The sequence below is a fragment of the Paracoccus alkanivorans genome, assembly GCF_003697785.1.
Lineage (GTDB): Bacteria > Pseudomonadota > Alphaproteobacteria > Rhodobacterales > Rhodobacteraceae > Paracoccus > Paracoccus alkanivorans.
On the sequence record NZ_QOKZ01000005.1, the window covers coordinates 271,272 to 291,753 of the forward strand.

The window sequence follows — 20,482 nt, forward strand, 5'->3', positions numbered from 1 at the left end:
CTGCGCATTGCCGCCCGTAGTTGAGGCCGCAGCAACATTGGTCGGGTGTTTCAGTCACTGAACGGCTGCTTTCGCTTTGCTGAGGCATGATCAGAGCAATTGTGGCAAACGCCCGGAGTCCGCCCATATTCATGGGAAGACCCACCCTGCGATCACAAATCCGGTAGCGAGCAACCATCATGTCACCGAAAGTTTAATGCAGCGACACGCTCATGTTACCTTGCAGGTAGATCAGCCCCCCGTCCGATCCAGTTTCATTCGGATCATACAGAAGATGGGGATGTCATGCTTATCAACCGCCGCCGCACCCTGGGCCTCATTGGAGCCGCCGCTGCCGGTTCTCTGATCCTGCCATACCGCCTGAGAGCCCAAGGAGCCCGCCGTTCGATCACGATTTCAGTGCAAAAGATCACTAACAACAACACTCTGGACATCTGGTACGAACAATCGAATGTCGGTGAGCGTGCCTTCTTTCCGAACTTGTGGGAAGGTCTGATCGATCGCGACTGGATGGGCAATCAGGGACCTGTCCCGGCGCTCGCGACCGAATGGAAACGCCTCGATGACCAGACGATCGAGTTGAAGCTGCGCCAGGGTGTCAAGTTCCACAATGGCGACGAGATGACTGCCGAGGATGTGGTTTTCTCCTTCTCGGACGAGCGCGTTTTTGCGGGGACCGAACCCGTCGGGGGCAAGACGCTCTATGCGGAAAACTTCAAGCCGCAATCCGCCAAGGAACTTCCGGCGAGCGTGCCCGGGGTGGGCCGTCGCCTGTGGCCGGCCCTGCGCGGGGTCGAGGCTGTCGACAAATACACCGTGCGTTTCCACAACGCCACGCCGGACGTGACGCTTGAGGGCCGTCTTTATGCCTATGGCTCGCAAATCACCTCGAAGCGCGCCTGGGACGAGGCGGCGACCTATGCCGACTGGGCGCGCCAGCCAATCACCACCGGCCCTTACAAGGTCGAGGAATACCGCCCCGAAGTCTCGTTGGTCCTGGTTGCCCATGACGAATACTGGGGTGGCCGCCCGCCGCTCCAAAGCATCCGCTTTGTCGAGGTTCCCGAAGTCGCCAGCCGGGTGAACGGCCTGCTGTCGGGCGAATATGACTTTGCCTGCGATTTGCCGCCCGACCAGATTCCGACTGTCCAGGAGGCGCCGGGGCTCGAGGTCCAGTCCTCGACCATCTGGAACCACCGCATCTCGGTCTTCAACACCCAAAACGAGATCGTGGCGAATCCGCTGGTGCGCCGCGCCATGACCCATGCGATCGACCGCCAGGCCATCGTTGATGCCTTGTGGGCAGGCCAGACCAAGATCCCAGCGGGTATCCAGTTCGAAAGCTATGCGGCTTCGGACATGTTCATCGACGGTTGGACCGTTCCCGAATACAACCCGGAACTTGCGCGCGACCTGCTGAAACAGGCGAACTATAAAGGCGACGCAATCCCCTACTTCCTGCTGAACAACTATTACACCAACCAGACCGCCACCGGGCAGGTTCTGACCGAGATGTGGCAGCAGGCGGGTCTGAACATCGAGATCCAGATGAAGGAAAACTGGGACCAGATCTTCGCCGGTCAAGGCGAGCGCGGGGTCCGCGACTGGTCGGCTTCGAACAATATCAACGATCCGATTACCCCGATGGTTACCCAGTTCGGTCCGAACGGTCAGTCGCAGCAGTACAAGGAATGGACGAACGAAGAACTGAACAAATTGTCTGTCGTCCTTGAAACCTCAACCGACCATGCGACCCGCAAGAAGGCTTATGCCCGCATGCTGGAAATCGCCGAGCGCGAGGACCCGGTTTACACGCTCCTTCATCAGAATGCGGTCTTCACCGGCATGAAATCGGAACTCAAGTGGAAAGCGGCGCCTGCCTTCGCGATGGATTTTCGCGCCGGGAATTGGCACATCTGACGATTTTCATCGTGGGCAGGCCACGAGGCCTGCCCCGACCACGCATCAGGAAATGCAGGAGGACAACGCATGGCGTTTGTCTCCATACGGGACCTGAAGGTCTCGTTTGACGGTGTTCAGGTGCTACACGGCATCGGCCTCGATATCGGCCGCGGCGAGGCCGTGGGCCTTGTCGGCGAAAGCGGTTGCGGAAAATCGGTGACATGGCTTGCGGCTCTCAGCTTGCTGCCCGCGAAGGCGCGGATATCCGGTTCTGTCAGGATCGACGGGCAAGAATTGATCGGCGCCCCCGGCCCCGAGATCGAGAAAGTGCGAGGCGCTCGCATTGCGATGATCTTTCAGGACCCTTCATCCTCTCTGAACCCCGTCCAGCGGGTAGGCAAACAGATCATGGAAAGCTTGCGGCTGCATCGCGGCCTCAAGGGGGCCATGGCACGTACCGAGGCCATCCGCCTGATGAATATGGTCGGCATTCCCTCGGCCGAGACCCGCGTCGATCTCTACCCCCACGAATTTTCCGGCGGCCAGTGCCAGCGTATCATGATTGCCATGGCGCTTGCGGGTCAGCCCGATCTGCTGATCGCCGATGAGCCGACGACCGCGCTTGACGCGACCATTCAGGCCCAAATTCTCGATCTCCTCTCCACCATCCGGCGCGAGACCGGCATGGCGATGGTTTTCATCAGCCACGACCTCGGCGCGGTCTCTGCCGTCTGCGACCGCGCGGCAGTGATGTATGCGGGCAAGATCGTGGAATCCAATGAGATCACCGCACTGTTTGCTGCACCGCGCCACCCTTACACGGTTGGTCTTCTCGACGCGATCCCCGAGCTCGATGTCACGCGTGCACGTTTGCAACCCATCAAAGGTACAGTTCCCGATCCAAAATACCTGCCTACAGGCTGTGCCTTTGCCCCACGCTGCACGCACGCCACGGATTTCTGCACCACCGACCAACCCGAGTTGAAACGGCAGCCAGATAGCGGACTTCTGGCCTGCTTCCATCCCGCAGGCAGATACAAGACGGAAACCCTGACGCGACGCGAGGAACTGGTCTGATGACGCCCATTCTTGAAGCCCGCGGCCTTGTGCAACAATATGCGACGGGCAGGTCGCTCTTCGGAAAACCCCCTTCGATGCGCGCTGTGGATGGGGTCGATCTTGCCGTCCGCGAGGGCGAGATACTTGGCATAGTGGGTGAATCCGGTTCCGGGAAATCGACGCTTGGCCGAATGCTTCTGGGCCTCGAAACGCCTTTTGCCGGCGAGGTTCGTTGGCGGGGCCAGCCGATGCCCGCCCCTCGAACGGATATGTGGCGCAGGCTGCGTGCCCAAATGCAACTGATCTTCCAGGATCCCCTCGCCGCCCTCGACCGCCGCATGACCATCGCGGCTCAGATCGCCGAGCCGCTGGAGATCCACGGCCTGATGAAGGGTGCCGAGGCCGCCGAGCGCGTGGCCGAGTTGATGGCAAGAGTCGGCCTGCGTCCTGATCAGGCCGACCGCTACCCGCACGAGCTTTCCGGCGGCCAGCGTCAACGCGTCGTGATCTCTCGCGCGCTTGCAATGCGTCCGAAATTCCTGGTCTGCGACGAGCCGGTTTCGGCACTCGATGTCTCGATCCAGGCGCAGGTCGTGAACCTGCTGCGCGATCTGCAGGAGCAAGAGGGCCTGACCATGGTTTTCATCAGCCACGACCTGAAGGTTGTACATAATATCTGCAATCGCGTTGCGGTGATGTATCTGGGGCGCGTGGTCGAGGAAGGTCCATCGGGCGAAGTCTTCGGCGATCCGCGCCATCCCTATACCCGGGCACTGGTCTCTTCGATACCCAAGGCGGGGCGAGGGCTCACGGATCGCATCATCCTGCAGGGCGAACCTCCGAATCCGGCCATGCGTCCACCAGGCTGCGCCTTCCATCCGCGCTGCGCTATCGCCGATGCCGCATGCGCAGGCGAAATCCCCGAACTTTCGGGCCATCGTGGACGCTTGACCGCCTGCCTGAAACAGCGCGCCATAATCCCGGCCACTGCTGCCTGAGGACCCCATGCTGAACTTTATCCTTTCCCGAATGGCAAGAGCGGTGATGACCCTGGTGATGGTCATGAGCTTTGCCTTCATCGTGATGCGCCTGTCCGGAGATCCGGCGACGATCCTGCTGGGACCGGATGCACCGCAGGATGCGATCGACGCCTTCCGCGCTCGCTGGGGTCTCGATGATCCGTTGTGGAAACAGTATCTTGCCTATATCGCGCAAATTTTTACCTTTGATTTCGGCATCTCGATGCGCGATCAGATGCCGGCACTGGACATTGTGCTGGAACGTATCCCCGCAACATTGGCGATCACGCTGCCGGCGATGATACTCAAGCTTGGCATCGGCATACCGGCAGGTGTCTATGCCGCTCTTCACCGTGAATCGATCGCCGATCGGGGCGTGATCACGCTGTCGATCTTCGGCTTCACGATTCCCTCTTTCGTGCTTGCCCTGGTGCTGGTTCTGATCTTTTCGGTGCAGCTTGGTTGGCTCCCCTCTGGCGGGCAGGACAGCTGGCAACATGCTATCCTGCCGATCGTTACGCTCTCGGTCGGAGGCATTGGCATCATGGCACGCTTCTCGCGTTCGGCCATGATCGAGGTCTTGGGCCAGCCCTATATCCGCACGGCCATGGCCAAGGGGCTCAGCTGGCGCGATGTCGTCTGGAAGCATGCGCTGCCCAATGCCTCGGTTCCGATCGTGACATTGGTGGGCTTCATGGTGGGTGCGCTGATCGCCGGTGCCGCCGTGGTCGAAAGTATCTTTTCCTGGCCCGGCGTGGGACGGCTGATCGTATCTTCGGTCGCCAACCGCGATCTGGCCGTAGTGCAATGCCTGCTGCTGGTGATCGCAAGTTCGATGGTTGCCGCGAATTTGCTGGTCGATATCGCCTACGGGCTGCTTGATCCCCGCCTCCGCTCGAAGCGCTCCGCACATTGAGGAATGGCCCCATGACGGATACGACCCTCCCCGAAGGAACAGGCACTTCCCCGGTCAAGGCCGGAATGGTCAGACGCCTGCGCACCAGCATGCCACTGGTAATCTGGTGCGCGGTCGGATGGCTTGCCGCAATGGTGCTGACTGCCATCTTCGCCGATCTCCTGCGCCCCCACGAGATAACTGCGATGAGCCTCACACAACGCATGGCGCCGATGGGCACGCCGGGATACTGGCTTGGCACCGACGATCTTGGGCGCGATGTGTTGTCCCGCCTGATCCAGTCGATCAGGGTTTCGCTTGTGATCGCATTCGGTGCGACGATCATCTCTGCCGTGTTCGGCACGACCCTGGGCTTTCTGGCCGCGCAATTCCGTGGCTGGGTCGAGAACCTGGTGATGGCTTTGGCGGATTTTCAGGCAGCCTTGCCCTTCATGATCATGTCCTTGGCGGTGCTTGCCTTTTTCGGCACTTCGATGGTGCTGCTAGTCGGTCTGATGGGCTTTTACGGTTGGGAACGCTATGCCCGCATTGCCCGCGGCCTTGCGATCTCGGCTTCAGCGCAGGGATATGCGGGGGCAGTGGTGCAATTGGGCGCCAAGCCCTCGCGCGTCTACCTGCGCCATATCCTGCCCAATGTCGCCTCGACGCTTATCGTGTCGATGACGCTGACCTTCCCCGAGATCATCCTGATGGAATCCGGTCTCAGCTTCCTCGGCCTCGGCGTGCAGCCGCCACAGACATCGCTGGGGAACATGGTCGGCTTCGGACGCGAATATCTGACGCGGGCACCCTGGATCATGCTCGCACCGTCGGTGGTTATCGTGCTGACCACTCTCTCGATCTCGTTGCTGGGTGACTGGTTGCGTGATCGCCTGGACCCAACCATCCGCTGAACCGGAAAGTTCTGTAATGACACGTATCATGGCGCACCGTGGCGCGCGCAATCTCTGGGCCGAAAACTCGCTCTTTGGCTTTCGTGAAACCCTGAAGCACGGTTTTGATGCCGTCGAATTCGACGTGCACCTGACCGATGCGGGCGAGTTGGTGGTGATCCATGACGCCACGCTTGAGCGTACGACCGACGGTCACGGGCCCGTCCGCGCCCTGACACCGGAGGCCCGCCGCGCACTGCGCCTGAAAGGCCCCGACGGCGAACTGATCGACGAATGCCCACCCACGCTGGACGAGGTTCTGGCGCTGCTGGCAACCGATCCCGTGATCGAAGTATGGGTGGAACTGAAATCCGACGTTGAAGATCGTCCCTATACGGGCCTTGCGGAACAAGCGGCCGATGCCATCCTTAAGGCTGGTCTGACTCATCGCGCAGCACTGCATAGCTTTGACATCGATGTGGTGCGCGAGGTCCGCAATATCGCCCCCGAGATGCGCCGGCTGATCTCGGTCAATCACGGCTGGGCTGCGCGTCACGGCGGCATCGCCGCCCTTCTGCGCGAGGCCGAGGGGCTGGTTGATATCGTCGGCATTCATCACGAGTTGTTCGAGGCCGAGCTGGATGTGATCCGTGCCCTGCGTCCGTTTTCGGGCTGCTCGGTCTGGACGATCAATACGCCTGAACTCATGCGTCGCTGGATTGACCTGGGTCCGGGGTTTCTCGTCTCTGACGATCCGGTTCTGCTGAAATCGCTGATGCACCAATCGGCAGGTGCGGCATGAGCAATTTCCGTGCGATCCTGTTCGATTGCGATGGCGTGCTGATCGACAGCGAGCCTCTGGCCTGCGGCGCGCTTGCCGCAGCGATCACCGCCGCCGGCTGTCCGATGACCCAAGCCCGGGCGACAGCGATCTTTTCAGGCAGCGCCGCCGCCGACAGTCGTGACTGGTTGACGAAGGCGGGGCTCGATCCTGAAAGGATATTTGCCGAAGGCGATCGAATTCTGTTCGAGATGTTCGAGCGCGAAATTCCCCTCATCGAAGGGATCGAAGTGGTCCTCCGCGACTTCGATGTTCCAATGGCGGTCTGTTCTAACTCGCTCAGGCGCAGGCTGGAACTGTCGATCATGCGCACAGCCCTGGCCGCGTGTTTCGGGCGTCATATCTGGTCGGCCGACGATGTCGAACGTCCCAAGCCTGCGCCCGACATGGCGCTGCATGCCTGCCGCGAATTGGGCATCAGCCCCGATCAGGCGATCTTCATCGACGACAATACCCACGGCATCCGCTGCGCGTGCGAAGCGGGCTGTCTTGCGGTGGGCTTCGTCGGCCCCTCCGATCATCGTCCGAATCGCGAATATATCCTGCGTGCGGCTGGTGCGGATCATGTCGTTCACGGCATGGCCGAATTCCACGCACTTCTCACCCGCCTTTCCCTTCCCTTTGCTGCATGAAAGTAAGCTAAATGAACGCCCTTCCCCTCCTTGGCGCTGCAATGGCCGTAAGCGAACTCGAAACTCTGCAGGATTTCATCCTGTCCGAGAACCGCGACCTCGAGTTACAGGATTTCTGCGTCACCGGCGCACTCGACGCCGATTGGAAACCAACCGCCGACCACGCAAGATCGTTGCTGGCGGGTTATACCGGTCGTCTGGGCATCCATGGTCCATTCTGGGGGCTGACCGTTGCGAGTGCCGACGCCGAAATTCGCAAGGTCGTCACCCGGCGCATGCTGCAGGGTCTTGAAGTTTGCGAATATCTGGGTGCGACGCAGATGGTCATCCATTCGCCTTACAGCACCTGGGATTACAACAATCTCGACAACGCGCCGGATGGTTCGGCTTACCAGATGATTCTCGATTATACGCACCAAACCCTGGATGCGACCGTCAAGCGTGCCGAGGAAATTGGCGTGACCATGGTGGTCGAGAACATCGCGGACAAGGACCCCGACATTCGCCGCATTCTGGTCGAAACCTTCGCCTCTAAGGCCATGGCGGTTTCGATCGACACGGGGCATGCGCATTACGCCCATGGCTCGACCGGCGCGCCGCCGGTTGACTATTATGTGCGCCGTGCCGGCAACACGCTGCAGCATATCCATTTGCAGGATGCCGACGGCTATGCCGACCGCCACTGGAGCATCGGTGAAGGCAATATCTGCTGGCACGGTGTGTTCCGCGCATTGGGTGAGCTGACTTCGCAGCCACGCCTGATCCTCGAGTTGCGGGACAAATCGGGAATCCTGCCATCGGCCAAGTGGCTGGAGGAGAACGGTCTGGCACGTTGAACACCGTGGACCCTCTACCGGTCCTTATCGCGGTGCTCACGGATTGATGCTTCCGCAGCAAGGTAGGATTGGAATAGCAATATTCTCGGGAGCATCGTTGAACGGCACTGTGCCTCTTTCCACGGCTTGCCTTCTCTATTCTACGGCGGCGCAGCCGCATGCGGTGCACTGTCTCGGCGACTGATAGACATCTTGCCCTGCTCATTGCCGCAACCACGTCAACCGTCACATGACGTCCTGCAGACGAGCGCGTGCGAGACCGTTTGATCTATTCGGCTCGCTACTAGACCCAATAAGAGATGAATGGATAGACGATATCGAGACGCTGGGGAGAAGGTGGATGAATACATCAACGCGCAGCGTGAAGCTACAGGGTTTGATCTTCGTTACAACGCAACCGCGAAGCCTTTCGATCGAGACCGGCGGGAATGCACAGAAGCTCTTTCACGCCGAGAGTTCGATCTCCGTTCTTTTATTCAAGCGCCACTCGCGCCGAACTACCCAGCTACGTCTTTTTTAATAATCGACGTATTTCCTGTTAGATACAAGAAATTCACTAAATCTGCCCAGGCAACAGGTCCGAAGAATATCGGCGCTGAAAGAGTGCTTCCGTGCCCCCAAGAGCCTGGGCCTGTGCTCGCCCCCTCCCGCGTAATCCTCAAAAATAACAAGAAAATCGGGTCGCCCCCGGATCAGGAGACGCCTTTCACGAGGGAAAGTGGCGGAGCGAGAGTCCGTCACCATGACCGCGGAATAATATTAATATATTGTTATAAAACAATTTTATTTTTCGCACATTAGCACCTTCATTAGCAAAAGCATTGGCAGATTCTGAGGCGCTTAACCTGCTCTATCCAAGTGCAATCCCCGCAGCGCGAGTTCGAATTCCGTTAGCGATACTCTCTGCCAAGTCGGTCGGGAAACCTGCGGGTAGAGTTGCCATAGTGTCCGCCAATGCAGCATCGATCCGAGCGGCGATGTCTTTCAGCACCTCTTCTGCCAGTGCCACCCCGAAACCCGCCGCCCTCGCCGCTTGCAGGAAGTGGCGTGGCACGATTTCGTTGACCTGATAATGACCATCTATCGTCATCGCGAGGCGCATCCGGTTCTGACGGATCTGCCCGTCATCAACTGCCTTCTGCGCACTGAGCACATCGTAAAGGGGCGTCATGCGAAAACCGCCGGGACGCAACGCGATGCTGAAATTCTTCGCATGACCGTCGGTCGCTCCCAAAAGCCAAAACAGTGCCTGCGCACGAAAGAGCGCCCGCCGATCCAGTTCAGGGGTATCGCTGCCTTCCAGCAAGGCGATTCCGTCGGAAAATCCCGGTCCACCGTCCGTCTGGTATTTTTGACTTGGAGCAATTCCAAGCGCCTGGCAGAAGTCCTCCTGGGGAAGACGGATCAACCGCCCTGCCCCGGTCCATTGCCGGTCAAAGCGCGTCACGACGAGACTGCGCACGTCCTCGAAATCCGCTATCTCGACCTCGGCGACTTCTGCTCCCATTTTGCGGCAGAAACTCATGCAGAAATACTCATTCTCGACACTGTCGGAGAGATTGATACCGCTCGGCAATTCGCCGATCTGCGTCTTGAGGATATGGGTGGTTGGCGTCAGACCGGTAGGACGTAACCATTTCCCATCGTAACGCAGCAATGCGGTCTTTTCCTGCGCCCCGGCGATAGAGATGCGAAAATCACCTTCCGCATCCAGCCCCAATGGAGCGCTCGCCAGGTTGCGCAGCATAGCGGCGATTTGCACGTCATCTACCGGTTCTCCTTGCAGGGCCGGTGCTTCCGGCACCTCTCCGGAAACGAATTGCAGTGCGCCCACGCAATCGCGGCCGATCTTTTCGAGGATGTGCCAGGCATCGGTGCCCTCTGCCCGCACCTTGGCTGCGACACGCTCACGGATCGCCTGATTGTCGGGCAGCAGATTTTCCAGATAGGCGATGACCGGCCCGCCGTGATACGCTTCTTCGCGCAGAGGCAACGAGAGCGAGATCGGCATCGCATGCTGCCAGGCGAGCCAGTTCGGATCGTAGGTGAAGCTGATCGCGCCGGACCTGGCCAGGCGCAATTGCCCCACGAGCCGCCCGTTCAAAAGCACCTGCATCATGCCGCCGCGCCCACGCTTCGCCATCAGAAGATGTCCTCAATCTCAACTGAGCCGCCGCGTTCGACCAACCGGAATTCCAGTCCGAGCGCAGCCATCACTGCCAAAACGGTTGCCAGTTTCGTGCCCGCGTCGCCGTTTTCCAGCGACGATATCGTCGCCACGCGCAAATTGGTGCGTGCGCTGATATCGCTCTGAGTCCAGCCGCGCGCCTTGCGGGCACGGCGGATCGCTTCACCAATCTGTTCGGCAGTTCTTGCTGTAAGATCCACGACATGCCTCCTTTACGCCATAGCGTAAAATAATTTGAATTACGCTTCAACGTAAATTTTTGTATTTTACTCTACGGCGTAAATTTACTGTGTCTAACCCACTGACGCACAGGAACGCGCTCAAGGTCAGCCCGGCAATCGGAAAAGGAGGAATGGCTAGACTGCACGCTGTCCGGTGCCGGAGCCCTATCCGAGTTTCGTATCAATGGGCACCGGAAACACCCAATCGTTTTTTGCCGGGCGCATAGCGGGCGATTATCCGGTCCCTCGGTCCCTGTGATCCCACCACCCACAGGCTACAACTTTCCAGAGCGTATCGCCCGAGTTCTGACCTCGGGCGACCATTATTCCAAGTTCACCCCCCGAGTCAGCAAGTTTCGTCCAACAAGACCCTGAGCCTGCGAACCCTCTCGGGATTCACGGCCAGATCGTGCCCACCTGAAATGATCCGGATATACTCGCTCCAGTCACGCTCGTTGGGCGTCAAGTATTTCCCAGGTGTTGATCGACAGCGGATGGGCGGGCAGCATGAAAACATCTTTGTTCATTTCCCGAAATGCCCCCGGATTGCCGCACGTCCCTTGCCCGTTATATGCGGATCCTTGTGATCTGACGCATCACGAATCTCATTGATCCACTGCAACTCGTTCTTGGTAATCGGTGTCCCGAACACGCTCACGACCGCCGCTGCTGCAGCCGACCCGATCCACTGCTCAAGCGACGACCGCATCAAGTGGGCGGGATCAACTTCCAGTGCCCGCGCCAGGTCCGGCACCCGGTCGAGGGGAACCTCGTTCTTACCGCTTTTCAGCATCGTCAGGAGATTCGCATTCCGGAAACCTGCCTCGGCGGCGATCTCATCCTGGGTCTTGCAGTGCTTCAGGTCACGGACATGATCTGCAATCAGCTTGGCTGCGGAGGTGCCTGCGTAGGGTTTGGACATATATCTGCTCGTCCGTTTATTAACACCGACAAGTCATACCGACCCGGGCTCTCGACGTCGGGTGGGATTAGCGCGACATGATCAGGAGTTGCGAAGTCCTAGGGAAAACTCACCTGCATGATGGGGATGCAGGCGGTGCCCGGAGCGTTCCGGGCACCCGATCCTCCATCCCGGAAGGTAGATAGTGGTTTTGAACCCTACACTGACATCTACTACGAGTTCGCGTTTTTATTTCCATGGGCCGACAACCCAGACATCAGCCAACGACGGCAATTGCTTCCACCTCGAAAAGCATTCCATCAAGTGCAAGACGAGTCACCGGAACCAGTGTCTGAGCAGGCAAGGAGGGGCCGAACAGATCGCGAACTGCATCGGTGAGTAATCCAAGCTTGGTCTCGTCGTGATCGACGATGAAGGTCGAGATCTTGACCACGTGACTGGGATCGACACCAGCGGCCGACATCGCCGTAGCAAGGTTGGAGAACGCTTGACCGACCTGAGCTTCGAAGCCGCTGGCCAATACTCCGTTGCGGTTTTCGCCACCTTGACCGGCGATATAAACGAGGCGACCGGAAGGCGCTGAAACGACATGACTGAAGCCGAAGGGCTCGGGGTCGAACAGCGTTTCGGGATTGATGATTGCTTTGGACATTGGTTTTCTCCAGGTTGAGGCGGTGACGATGAAGGTCACTCCAACCAAGACGATCCGGAGCCAGTCATTGTGACATGCGCAATTGTCATATTCCGCCTTTGCCCCCTTGCCGACGAATCATGAAGGTCCCACGTTGAGCCGACAGCACAGGTCTCATCGGCATCATCGGCACGAGAATGGTGGAGAAATGGACGTAGAAGTCTTATTTTTCGACGTTCTGGGAACAGTCGTCGACTGGCGCGGGAGCATAGCCGCAAAGGCACAATTGTTTCTCACGCGCCATCAGATAGATTCTGTTGACGCAGAGGTATTTGCCGACGCCTGGGTCGGCCGATATGACGCAGCGGTCGAGGTCGTTCGCGCGGGGGAGCGCGACTTTGTGCCGCTCGATGTCGTTAACATGGAGAACCTGAAGGCTTGCCTGGATGACTTTGGTCTTGCGCCGACAGCGTTTCCGCAAGCCGAGCTTGAAGAATTGAACCTGGCCTGGCATCGCTTGAACCCATGGCCCGACGCGATCGAAGGTCTCTCGAAGCTCAAGCAACGTTTCGTCATTGCCCCCTTGTCCGACGGGAACACGCGCCTTCTGGTGAACATGGCGAAACAAGCCGGGCTGCCGTGGGATACGATCCTCGGGGCCGATATCTTCAGGGCATATAAGCCAATGCCCGAAGTCTATCTGGGAGCTTGCGAACTTCTCGGCGTAAATCCGGAAAGGGCAATGTTGGTCGCCGCGCATGACTATGATCTGGATGCCGCTCGGAGATGCGGCCTGAAAACTGCCTATATCCATCGGGATCATGCGCAGGACCCGTCGAAAGCCGACTCGCCCAGGCTGTCGGGTGAATGGGATGTCACAGCAGGTGATCTGATCGAACTCGCCGCCGTGCTGCGGTAAAGTGCAGGAGGCTGGCGGCGCGATCTTCGGCCGGATGGGACGGCCACGATTCCTGGAATCCCGCAGAGCCATTCTTGCCGGTGCCTCACAGCGCCTCCATGCAGCGGATCTGGACAAGTTGCCAGGTTCGAAATGGCCGGTAGCTCTATGCGCTTCGTCGTTGATACCCAGAAGTAGTATGGGTCCGCCGATGGATGCAAGGGCCGGCCTGAGCCCCTATGCGGACGATCGTCCCATACGTTATTCTCGTCATGTGTTGGAGGAGTAGAGGTGCAGCAGGACAACGGTGATGGATGCTGTGCGCGAGATTCTCCTGGCCATGAGCTCCGACAAGCGCTTACATGAAATAGTCAACGCAACCCTTTGGCGGGCAGCTAGAGGAAAACTCTAAACCATCCATCGACCTGTCCGCATCTGTGCCATCCAGAACGCGTGGCGTTCGCATGGCAGGTGCATGATGACCGATCGGAGCCCAATGCGGACACTTGTTGCCGGTCCGTTTCTAGGCAAAGCTGTCGAGGACGAGGTAGTTCGGGTAGGATATGAAACGATTTCCTCTCATCACTACGGCAAGGTTCTTTGCAAATGCGCTTCTTGGGCTTTTAGGACTCGCTATTTTTCTGTCGGCGGCAGAGGTCATCGGTGCGCAGGTCTTCGGCTATCCGCCCTTCACACGCCTTGTTTTGCATGATCTACCGTTTAGAGGCCAACGCTTTCATCCAGAGAAATGGGGCGAGGCTGGAAGCTGTAAGGGGCTCTCTGATTGGGAATGCGCTGAAAAGGAAGCCTCATGTCTCCGAGGCCCAATGGTGCGTGACTTGCTGCATAACTATCTCCAACCTAGGATCACCACCTACGAAAAGGTAGCGCAATTGCTGGGGGCGAAAGAATACGACGTTGACATCAGCGGTGGCAATTGCCCAGCCTATAGTTTGGGCATGTGCAGCGGTCTCGGTCTCGATTACGATTCTCTATATGTCTGCTTCGGTAAAGACAAAAAAATATCCAAGGTAGGCCACATTCAGCATTAGCAATGAACCCATCCCAATGCCCGCTGCATCCGCATCATTGCCGCCCAAGCTCTGCGTCAATCGTATGGCGAGGGCAACGATCCTTCAGCCCCAAAGCGGTCAATTGGCCTTGCTGATGGGATAGTCCAGCACCGTGCCCGTCAGTCGAGCGCCGCTCCATTCGAACAAAACAAGATGACATCGGCTTGGAGCGGTTCTGGCCGTGTATATTAAGCCGTCCGCTCCGTTCCCTCTAGCAAGATCGGCTACTTTCCATGTCGGTGCGGGAATGCCGCATGCCCTCTCCGGGAGCCATGGGACAGAGGCAAGAGCTGCATCCGCCCCCATGCTGCGCATTGTTCCTGATCTCTAAGGTCCAGCACCTTTGCGGCTTTGATCTCCAGTTCACAGATGACGCGTGGAGGATCGTCGGTGCGGACATAAGGCTTGATGGCATGCTCAACCCAATCAGGCTGCGACGAAACATACAGGGCTGGCTGGCCATCGTGATGAAACCGGCCCTCTGGACTGATCGCGGGTGCGAGGGCGTATTCTGCTCTCGCCCTCGGGACGATCCCGTAGAAGCGGCCATAAACTGTTCGAAAGTCCAATGTATGTCCCCTGCGAACCGATAAATCGCCCGTTGCTATTTGTTGCAAGAGCAAGCGTCAATGGCGGCTTCGTCCGATAACTCCCATGATGTCGTTCTTTCGGCAGGAGTGGTAAACTGCTTACGTCACGGTCGGCGTGAAAAGCCCAATCCCGCCTCTTGAAGGAGGAAGAAATGAAACGCATCGAGACAGAGGTGAGCGGCGGCTGCCAATGTGGTGCCGTGCGCTATCACGCAAGCGCAATGCTCGACAATTCGCATCTCTGCCATTGCCGCATGTGCCAGAAAGCCTCGGGCAACATCTTTGCCGCGCTTGTCGCCGCGCCCGATGAGGCACTCACCTGGACACGCGGCAAGCCGAGCGTCTGGAAGAGTTCGGAACTTGTCGAGCGTGGCTTCTGCGCCAGTTGCGGCACGCCATTATTCTTCCACCAGATCGAAAGCGGCCGCACCAACCTGATGATCGGTTCGCTTGACGACCCGCACGCCTTCCCGCCGCTCGCCAATATCTGCACCGAGAACATGGTGGCATGGTTCGATACGATCACGGGCATAGAAAATACCGGTGCAACGGAAGACAACGGGGTCGACTGGGCGGCGGCGATCAAGAAGAGCAACAACCAGCATCCCGATCACGATACCACCTCGTGGACAGTGAACGGGCGGGACGGCTGACCGAACCGCACAATGACGGGTTCAGGCCCAGGGTCCGGTTCGTCCGCCCTTTCGAGTATTGGGAATACGGCTGGTGGGCATGGGCTGGTCAGCAGCAACCGGGGCTTGTCGGCGCTGCCCTGCCATCGCGCGAAGAGCGGCTACGCGGTTCTCGGTCGCAGGATGGGTCGCGAAGAGATTGTCGCGCTTATGCGCGTGCAGCGGGTTGATGATGAACATATGCGCTGTCGCCGGGTTGCGCTCAGCCGCATGATTGTCGATCCGGGCTGCGCCTATGGCGATCTTTTCCAATGCCGAGGCCAGCCAGAGTGGCTGGCCGCAGATCTCGGCCCCGGCCTTGTCGGCGGCATATTCCCGTGTCCGGCTGATCGCCATCTGCACCAGCGCGGCGGCAAGCGGGGCGAGGAACATCATCAGGAGCGTGCCCACCAGCCCGAGCCGTTCCCGCGATCCGCCGAAAAAGAGCGCGAAGTTGGCCAGCATCGAGATCGCACCGGCGAAGGTGGCTGTGACGGTCATGATCGCGGTATCGTGGTTGCGGATGTGGGCCAATTCATGGGCAATGACACCGGCCAGTTCCTCGCGGGTCAGGCTGCGCATCAGGCCCGAAGTCACGGCTACCGCGGCATTGGCTGGGCTGCGCCCGGTGGCAAAGGCATTGGGCTGTGGCGTGTCGATCAGATAGACCTTGGGCTCGGGCAGGCCCGCGTTTCGTGCAAGTTCGGCGGTCAAGGCGTGAAGACCCATCCGATCGCCAGATGTTACCGGCTGGGCGTTATGCATGCGCAGGACCATGCGGTCCGAATTCCACCAAGTAAAAACGTTCATTGCCGCCGCGACCACGAGCGCGATGATCGCGCCGCCCGATCCACCGATCAGGTAACCCACACCCATGAAGAGTGCGGTCATCGCCGCCATAAGCATTGCCGTTTTTACATAGCCCATAGCTGTCTCCGGAGCTTCACCTTGAGGTAATGATAGGAATATGGAGCGGGTTCCAGCATGTGCAAGCACGTTCGCCAAGCTTTGGCGTGGCGAGAGTTACCAGCGCGGCAGCAGGTGCCTGTGACGGCAAGTTCCGGCTTCCGAGTCCTGCAACACCACGGAGCAAGTGCTTTCGCCTGTCTGCAAGGCGCACTGCAGGACTCATGGCAGCCAATTCTGCCTACCCGGTATTCGTTGAACGAATCAGCAAATGAAACTACCCTCAATCGCGTCATGACTACCGGAAGGATGACGAGATGAAACTCACAGCAGTAATTGCCGCAGCATTGGCATTTTCCGCGACCTCTGTCCTGGCCTGTCCTTACAGCAAGACCGATGCTCAGGCTTCCATGTCCACTGGAGATCAAAAACTCATCACCATAGCGCAAGATAGCACGCCAACCGATGCGAGGACCGTTGTCGCGGACTGATTGCGGTCCTCCTATTGGCTCAGATGTGAGGGCCTGACATTCGGCAAGGATTTGCGCCGCTTCAAGGTGATGCGGGCTGCAGCTGTATATTTTTAGCGATTAGACCTGCGATCTTCCCACGCCATCAAGAGCGGCAACAAGTGCCGCAAACGGCAAGTTGTGGTCTCTGAGCCTCCAAACCACCGATCAACCGCTTCCGCCTGTCTACGGGCTTATTGCCGGTTTCAGAGGCGAATGCGAGGCTGAGCGCTTCCCGACTTACCGTCGCTCCCCGGCGAGACCCAGTTCCTCCAGCTGAAATCGTATTCCGCCATCGGCGTTCCTGCCTAGCGGGCACTGCCGTTTTCCAGTTGCTTGAGCCAGCCGATCACGCGTTTTCTTCCAGATGCCGTTCGTGATACTTCCCGTGATGTCTGGTCACCAAGAGCCGGGACGGTTTGGTCCAGCAGATCCCGGTAATGCCGGTCCAGGTATTCGGCGATGATCTGACGGGCGATCTCCGGTGGAATTTCATCCCCGGGTTCCTCATGCGCGTCACGCTCAGCCATCATCTGCTCGACCGTCTGGATCGAGGTCAGCGGCTACCGCAGGAGCTTGCCCGCTGCCTTGGTGACAAGCGCGATACCCAATTCGGCCCGGTTTGCGGAATTGACCTCCAGGATCAGACGCTTGCCTTTCAGCTCCAGGGTGCCCAACACTGTCGCTCCAGCCATGTCGGTGATGAAGGTCAGGCCCTTCTTCCTGCCGCCCGTGGAGCGCTTGCGCTGCGGTGCCAGCCAGTTCCAGAATTTCTTTCCTTCCGGCGCGAAGGCCTTCACCTTGTTCAGCTTGGCGGCAATGTCTTTCTGCAGGACTCCTGCCGCCAATGGGAAGCACATCTCGTGGAACAGGATCGGATCACCGTCGCTGTTCAACATTTCCGGCGGTTCCGGATCGAGAGCCCGGTTCAGTTCCGTGAACAGCCAGGCCGCCGTGAAGATCGGCGCGCAGCGTCGCAGTTGCTCATGGCCCAGTTTCGGTTCAGCCTCACCTTGCAAACCGAGCGCATGTCGAATGCCATCGAACAGGAATTCCGATGCTTCCATGGAGAACGGCAATACGGCCCCGGACATTACGTGATGATCTTCGACGGGCACCACCCGCACGGCGATCCGGTCCCACTGTTTGAGCGTGCGCGTTGACGACTTCTCGCGCACGGTGACCGGCTCCCCGTCCATCAGCAGATTGCGCAGCACCATGCTTTCGCCGGGTTTGACATCGCTGACCTCGTGTAGGCTGATCGCTGCGTCACGCAATCCGGCTATATAGGCCCGGCTGACAGAGTCCTTCTTCCGGGCGGGAGGTTCGAGAAAGTGATCGATGACGGTCTTCCCATCGTCACCATATCGTCGGGATATGAAATCCTCGAAGCCGCAGCCCCAGAGTGTCCCTGACCAGTGGTCGCCCAGGATATCCGCGAAATCCTCGATCTCGAACTCCTCCATCGGCGGCAGGAGGTGCTCATCCAGCACATCCGCCAAGCGCACGCGCCAGAGATCGTCCTAGGTCACGAAGCGGATCAAGGGATCGAGGTCATGGCTGGCTTTCATGGGCTGCGATTCTTCCGTGCGGTGTTGCAAGCCGTGCCTAAACGAGAATCAGGAAACGCGCCAGAAATGTCGGTGAAGCCAGCACGCTGACGGTCAGCACATTGCTTTCGTGGTCCATGACAGCAAGGGCGCTCACTTGAATTGATGCTTCAGACGGCACATATTGATGCTGAAACTGATGCAGGATTTTGCCATGCGCACAACCGTAACCATTGACGATGACCTCTTCGAACGGGCAGTCGCGCTCTCAGATGCTGGCCTGGAGAAACCGTCGGACATCTTCAAGGAAGCCATGACCACCTTTGTCCGGGTCCAATCGGCACGGCGTCTTGCCGCATTGGGTGGGGCGGCACCCGACATGGCAGATATCCCGCGGCGGTCTGCCCCTGCATGAATATCCTGGTCGATACCTCGGTTTGGGTTCAGCATTTCAGACAACGCGATGATCACCTCGTCCAGCTTCTCGAAACGGACCGGGTCCTGATCCACCCGTTGATCGTGGCGGAGCTTGCCTGCGGAACCCCGCCTGAACCGCGTGAACGGACCCTGTCGAGCCTGAGGAATCTTCGCAAGTGCAATCAGGCAACGCTGGATGAGACGATGACCTTCATCGAACGGGAAAGACTGTTCGGTCGGGGATGCGGTCTGGTCGATCTTGTGTTGCTTGCTTCAACCCTGATCACAGAGGGAACGCGGCTCTGGACCCTGGACAAGCGCCTTGCTAGCTTGGCGAACCGTTTCAATGTCGGATATCCGGCAGAGCATTCCTGACGACAGAGCAACTTGCAGGATTTTTCCACCGTCCCGACGGGGGGTGATGCAGAGATTTCGCCATCGCCGAATCGAACGGCGTGGGGTCTGCGTGGATCGGCTGGCGCGGTGCCTAATAACTGTTCAAAGTGTTACCTCCCTTGCCTCAGTTCTCCTTACACACTCTCACCTGCTTCACATCCTCCCCTATACGCTCTCATGAGTTCCAGACACACCGGAAGCCCTTCTCTCAACCACTCACCGAACCAGAAGTAGCCAACGAAACCAGCCCGCACCTCTCACGATCCCCAAGGTGCCCGAGCGCGAGCGCGACCGTCTTGTTCAACGCCCCATACGCCACGAGATCACTGGCACTTCCCTTTCCGACACATGACGTCACTTCTTCCTTCCCGGTATCTTCAGGTTCCACTTCAACACTCGTGCCCCAGCTTTCTTACCCGCCTCTCTCTCGGCTTCCATCGCCATCAATCCAACGATCCCGGTTCTGGCGAACGTCTTCACGCGCCAAATCTTACGTTCCGCTTTCACGGCATCAAGCCCGCTCTTACTCTCCTCCATATCCACCGGGAATGTCGGCAGCTTGAACTGGAAATACTTCCCCTGAAGCGTGGTGAACTTGAAGTCACGCAAATCCGGCAGTCTGTCCAAGCCGAGGCTATGCAATTCAATCCCTTTCAGCGTCACCTCGATCCTGACCCGCTTCCGGTGATCCTCCGAGACATCCGCTGTCCCTGCTTTCCGATTCTGCGTGTCAATCAGCTTGTCCATCAACCGGATCATGACGTCGTCTTTCTGCGCCCCCAGAAGCTTTGCCCGTGCCAGGTCACTCTGATCGTCAGGATAAGCATCCACGCTGATTTCAGTCCCGGTGATCCTGGGTGGCTCTGTTATCCCGAAGGTCATCCCGAGCGCATCCGGCACCTGGAACACCGTTGCCAATGATGGCTCCTGCAACTTGATCGCGAACCTGTCGGTGACATTTCTATCCCCGGCGTCGACCGGCTTGACATATGGCTTCCTTCCCTAGATCTGCTCGATGACCGGCTGAACATGCTGATACTGGGTGCCCCGATCAAATTTCACCTCAAACTCGATCCAGTCGATGACGGCGCGGAAACGATAGCCATTGAGGTCGAGCCGCGGTGCGAGACAGAACTTCCCGGTGAACCGTCTCTGCCGTTTGTCAAGGAGCCGGGCTTCGAATTCGAGATTGTAGGGATCGCAGGTGACCTTCCGGAACGGCAGCTGGGCAGTAGCGATCATATTCGCGGAGGTGCGGGGCGTTCCGGTCAATCCGATTTCCTTTCGAACTCATGTTCCTGATGCGGCACGGTATAGGATGCGGTAGGTCTGTCGGACGAAAACCATCGCCTGGTCCTTGTCCCGGTGCCTGAAGAATCGCCATGGACGATCCGATACGTGATCCGCTCTGGCAACCGGCAATAAGCGTCTCA

24 protein-coding genes are annotated in these 20,482 nt (G+C 58.6%); 15 read left to right on the forward strand and 9 right to left on the reverse strand.

The genetic code is table 11. The annotated features are described in order from the left end of the window. The first annotated feature begins 285 nt into the window (after positions 1-285). The 8 genes from C9E81_RS14640 (at position 286) to C9E81_RS14675 (ending at position 8,077) form a co-directional block, all read left to right on the forward strand. Complete coding sequence (locus tag C9E81_RS14640; RefSeq protein ID WP_122113095.1) at positions 286-1,920, forward strand: ABC transporter substrate-binding protein; 1,635 nt, start codon at positions 286-288, stop codon at positions 1,918-1,920. Between the two features lie 69 nt (positions 1,921-1,989). Further along, the gene (locus C9E81_RS14645; RefSeq protein WP_122113096.1) at positions 1,990-2,979 is read left to right on the forward strand and encodes an ABC transporter ATP-binding protein; all 990 of its coding nucleotides are present in this window, start codon (positions 1,990-1,992) and stop codon (positions 2,977-2,979) included. Beyond that, positions 2,979-3,959: an ABC transporter ATP-binding protein gene (locus C9E81_RS14650; protein WP_122113097.1), complete on the forward strand. Its 981-nt coding sequence runs from the start codon at positions 2,979-2,981 to the stop codon at positions 3,957-3,959. The genes C9E81_RS14645 and C9E81_RS14650 overlap by 1 nt, the downstream gene beginning before the upstream one ends. A 7-nt stretch (positions 3,960-3,966) precedes the next feature. Beyond that, the gene (locus C9E81_RS14655) at positions 3,967-4,896 is read left to right on the forward strand and encodes an ABC transporter permease (RefSeq protein ID WP_122113098.1); all 930 of its coding nucleotides are present in this window, start codon (positions 3,967-3,969) and stop codon (positions 4,894-4,896) included. 11 nt (positions 4,897-4,907) lie between these two features. Next, on the forward strand, positions 4,908-5,789 hold the full coding sequence (locus tag C9E81_RS14660) for an ABC transporter permease (protein ID WP_122113099.1): 882 nt from the start codon (positions 4,908-4,910) through the stop codon (positions 5,787-5,789). Positions 5,790-5,805: 16 nt separating this feature from the next. Beyond that, positions 5,806-6,570 carry a glycerophosphodiester phosphodiesterase family protein gene (locus tag C9E81_RS14665; protein ID WP_122113100.1) on the forward strand — a complete coding sequence of 255 codons (765 nt, stop codon included), beginning with the start codon at positions 5,806-5,808 and terminating at the stop codon, positions 6,568-6,570. After that, entirely contained in the window at positions 6,567-7,241 is a 675-nt protein-coding gene (locus C9E81_RS14670) for an HAD family hydrolase (RefSeq protein ID WP_122113101.1), read from the forward strand. Before C9E81_RS14665 ends, C9E81_RS14670 begins: the two co-directional genes overlap by 4 nt. 11 nt (positions 7,242-7,252) lie before the next feature. After that, entirely contained in the window at positions 7,253-8,077 is an 825-nt protein-coding gene (locus tag C9E81_RS14675; RefSeq protein WP_122113102.1) for a sugar phosphate isomerase/epimerase family protein, read from the forward strand. A gap of 850 nt (positions 8,078-8,927) precedes the next feature. Here C9E81_RS14675 and C9E81_RS14685 read toward each other — a convergent pair. The 4 genes from C9E81_RS14685 to C9E81_RS14700 form a co-directional block, all read right to left on the reverse strand. Then, on the reverse strand, positions 8,928-10,220 hold the full coding sequence (locus C9E81_RS14685) for a type II toxin-antitoxin system HipA family toxin (RefSeq protein WP_122113103.1): 1,293 nt from the start codon (positions 10,218-10,220) through the stop codon (positions 8,928-8,930). After that, positions 10,220-10,465, reverse strand: coding sequence for a helix-turn-helix domain-containing protein (locus C9E81_RS14690; RefSeq protein ID WP_122113104.1), 246 nt, complete (start codon positions 10,463-10,465; stop codon positions 10,220-10,222). The genes C9E81_RS14685 and C9E81_RS14690 overlap by 1 nt, the downstream gene beginning before the upstream one ends. 544 nt (positions 10,466-11,009) lie before the next feature. Then, the gene (locus C9E81_RS14695; protein ID WP_122113105.1) at positions 11,010-11,408 is read right to left on the reverse strand and encodes an XRE family transcriptional regulator; all 399 of its coding nucleotides are present in this window, start codon (positions 11,406-11,408) and stop codon (positions 11,010-11,012) included. A 256-nt stretch (positions 11,409-11,664) separates the two neighbouring features. Further along, positions 11,665-12,060, reverse strand: a complete 396-nt coding sequence (locus C9E81_RS14700) for a RidA family protein (protein WP_122113106.1) — start codon at positions 12,058-12,060, stop codon at positions 11,665-11,667. A gap of 187 nt (positions 12,061-12,247) precedes the next feature. Here C9E81_RS14700 and C9E81_RS14705 point away from each other — a divergent pair, with 187 nt between their 5' ends. The 3 genes from C9E81_RS14705 (at position 12,248) to C9E81_RS14720 (ending at position 15,253) form a co-directional block, all read left to right on the forward strand. Beyond that, the gene (locus C9E81_RS14705; protein ID WP_122113107.1) at positions 12,248-12,958 is read left to right on the forward strand and encodes a haloacid dehalogenase type II; all 711 of its coding nucleotides are present in this window, start codon (positions 12,248-12,250) and stop codon (positions 12,956-12,958) included. A gap of 542 nt (positions 12,959-13,500) precedes the next feature. Next, positions 13,501-13,989 (forward strand): hypothetical protein, encoded by a 489-nt coding sequence (locus C9E81_RS22700; protein WP_147457603.1) that lies wholly within the window; start codon positions 13,501-13,503, stop codon positions 13,987-13,989. A 763-nt stretch (positions 13,990-14,752) separates the two neighbouring features. After that, positions 14,753-15,253, forward strand: a complete 501-nt coding sequence (locus C9E81_RS14720) for a GFA family protein (protein WP_122113110.1) — start codon at positions 14,753-14,755, stop codon at positions 15,251-15,253. Positions 15,254-15,274: 21 nt separating this feature from the next. On the opposite strand, the gene htpX is transcribed toward C9E81_RS14720, so the two are convergent. Then, positions 15,275-16,198 (reverse strand): zinc metalloprotease HtpX, encoded by a 924-nt coding sequence (htpX, locus tag C9E81_RS14725; RefSeq protein ID WP_122113111.1) that lies wholly within the window; start codon positions 16,196-16,198, stop codon positions 15,275-15,277. 296 nt (positions 16,199-16,494) lie between these two features. Here htpX and C9E81_RS22925 point away from each other — a divergent pair, with 296 nt between their 5' ends. Beyond that, the gene (locus tag C9E81_RS22925; RefSeq protein WP_166461924.1) at positions 16,495-16,668 is read left to right on the forward strand and encodes a hypothetical protein; all 174 of its coding nucleotides are present in this window, start codon (positions 16,495-16,497) and stop codon (positions 16,666-16,668) included. Positions 16,669-16,994: 326 nt separating this feature from the next. Here the strand turns inward: C9E81_RS22925 and C9E81_RS23130 are convergent, their stop codons facing one another. Both C9E81_RS23130 and C9E81_RS23135 read right to left on the reverse strand, forming a co-directional pair. Then, positions 16,995-17,216: a hypothetical protein gene (locus C9E81_RS23130; protein WP_208021180.1), complete on the reverse strand. Its 222-nt coding sequence runs from the start codon at positions 17,214-17,216 to the stop codon at positions 16,995-16,997. A 33-nt stretch (positions 17,217-17,249) separates the two neighbouring features. After that, positions 17,250-18,152: a DUF7986 domain-containing protein gene (locus C9E81_RS23135; RefSeq protein ID WP_481859701.1), complete on the reverse strand. Its 903-nt coding sequence runs from the start codon at positions 18,150-18,152 to the stop codon at positions 17,250-17,252. On the opposite strand from C9E81_RS23135, the gene C9E81_RS23140 reads away from it, so the two are divergent. From C9E81_RS23140 to C9E81_RS14740, 3 genes are all read left to right on the forward strand, one after another. After that, positions 18,105-18,347, forward strand: coding sequence for a hypothetical protein (locus C9E81_RS23140; RefSeq protein ID WP_208021182.1), 243 nt, complete (start codon positions 18,105-18,107; stop codon positions 18,345-18,347). The genes C9E81_RS23135 and C9E81_RS23140 overlap by 48 nt on opposite strands. A gap of 76 nt (positions 18,348-18,423) precedes the next feature. Beyond that, positions 18,424-18,651: a type II toxin-antitoxin system VapB family antitoxin gene (locus tag C9E81_RS14735; RefSeq protein ID WP_208021183.1), complete on the forward strand. Its 228-nt coding sequence runs from the start codon at positions 18,424-18,426 to the stop codon at positions 18,649-18,651. Further along, the gene (locus C9E81_RS14740; protein ID WP_122113112.1) at positions 18,648-19,028 is read left to right on the forward strand and encodes a type II toxin-antitoxin system VapC family toxin; all 381 of its coding nucleotides are present in this window, start codon (positions 18,648-18,650) and stop codon (positions 19,026-19,028) included. Before C9E81_RS14735 ends, C9E81_RS14740 begins: the two co-directional genes overlap by 4 nt. A gap of 375 nt (positions 19,029-19,403) precedes the next feature. Here the strand turns inward: C9E81_RS14740 and C9E81_RS14745 are convergent, their stop codons facing one another. Then, positions 19,404-19,967: a hypothetical protein gene (locus tag C9E81_RS14745; RefSeq protein ID WP_122113113.1), complete on the reverse strand. Its 564-nt coding sequence runs from the start codon at positions 19,965-19,967 to the stop codon at positions 19,404-19,406. Positions 19,968-20,051: 84 nt separating this feature from the next. After that, a complete protein-coding gene (locus C9E81_RS14750) occupies positions 20,052-20,321 on the reverse strand; it encodes a hypothetical protein (protein ID WP_122113114.1) in 270 nt (89 codons plus the stop codon). Positions 20,322-20,482 lie beyond the last annotated feature (161 nt).

Coding starts and splice junctions, on each gene's coding strand:
- C9E81_RS14670 (WP_122113101.1), top strand. CDS start 6,567: ATGAGCAATTTCCGTGCGATCCTGTTCGATTGCGATGGCGTGCTGATC.
- htpX (WP_122113111.1), bottom strand. CDS start 16,198: ATGGGCTATGTAAAAACGGCAATGCTTATGGCGGCGATGACCGCACTC.
- C9E81_RS14645 (WP_122113096.1), top strand. CDS start 1,990: ATGGCGTTTGTCTCCATACGGGACCTGAAGGTCTCGTTTGACGGTGTT.
- C9E81_RS14660 (WP_122113099.1), top strand. CDS start 4,908: ATGACGGATACGACCCTCCCCGAAGGAACAGGCACTTCCCCGGTCAAG.
- C9E81_RS22700 (WP_147457603.1), top strand. CDS start 13,501: ATGAAACGATTTCCTCTCATCACTACGGCAAGGTTCTTTGCAAATGCG.
- C9E81_RS14640 (WP_122113095.1), top strand. CDS start 286: ATGCTTATCAACCGCCGCCGCACCCTGGGCCTCATTGGAGCCGCCGCT.
- C9E81_RS14695 (WP_122113105.1), bottom strand. CDS start 11,408: ATGTCCAAACCCTACGCAGGCACCTCCGCAGCCAAGCTGATTGCAGAT.
- C9E81_RS14655 (WP_122113098.1), top strand. CDS start 3,967: ATGCTGAACTTTATCCTTTCCCGAATGGCAAGAGCGGTGATGACCCTG.
- C9E81_RS23135 (WP_481859701.1), bottom strand. CDS start 18,152: ATGGAGGAGTTCGAGATCGAGGATTTCGCGGATATCCTGGGCGACCAC.
- C9E81_RS14735 (WP_208021183.1), top strand. CDS start 18,424: ATGCTGAAACTGATGCAGGATTTTGCCATGCGCACAACCGTAACCATT.
- C9E81_RS22925 (WP_166461924.1), top strand. CDS start 16,495: ATGAAACTCACAGCAGTAATTGCCGCAGCATTGGCATTTTCCGCGACC.
- C9E81_RS14685 (WP_122113103.1), bottom strand. CDS start 10,220: ATGGCGAAGCGTGGGCGCGGCGGCATGATGCAGGTGCTTTTGAACGGG.
- C9E81_RS23130 (WP_208021180.1), bottom strand. CDS start 17,216: ATGGCTGAGCGTGACGCGCATGAGGAACCCGGGGATGAAATTCCACCG.
- C9E81_RS14700 (WP_122113106.1), bottom strand. CDS start 12,060: ATGTCCAAAGCAATCATCAATCCCGAAACGCTGTTCGACCCCGAGCCC.
- C9E81_RS14740 (WP_122113112.1), top strand. CDS start 18,648: ATGAATATCCTGGTCGATACCTCGGTTTGGGTTCAGCATTTCAGACAA.
- C9E81_RS14720 (WP_122113110.1), top strand. CDS start 14,753: ATGAAACGCATCGAGACAGAGGTGAGCGGCGGCTGCCAATGTGGTGCC.
- C9E81_RS14650 (WP_122113097.1), top strand. CDS start 2,979: ATGACGCCCATTCTTGAAGCCCGCGGCCTTGTGCAACAATATGCGACG.
- C9E81_RS14665 (WP_122113100.1), top strand. CDS start 5,806: ATGACACGTATCATGGCGCACCGTGGCGCGCGCAATCTCTGGGCCGAA.
- C9E81_RS14705 (WP_122113107.1), top strand. CDS start 12,248: ATGGACGTAGAAGTCTTATTTTTCGACGTTCTGGGAACAGTCGTCGAC.
- C9E81_RS14675 (WP_122113102.1), top strand. CDS start 7,253: ATGAACGCCCTTCCCCTCCTTGGCGCTGCAATGGCCGTAAGCGAACTC.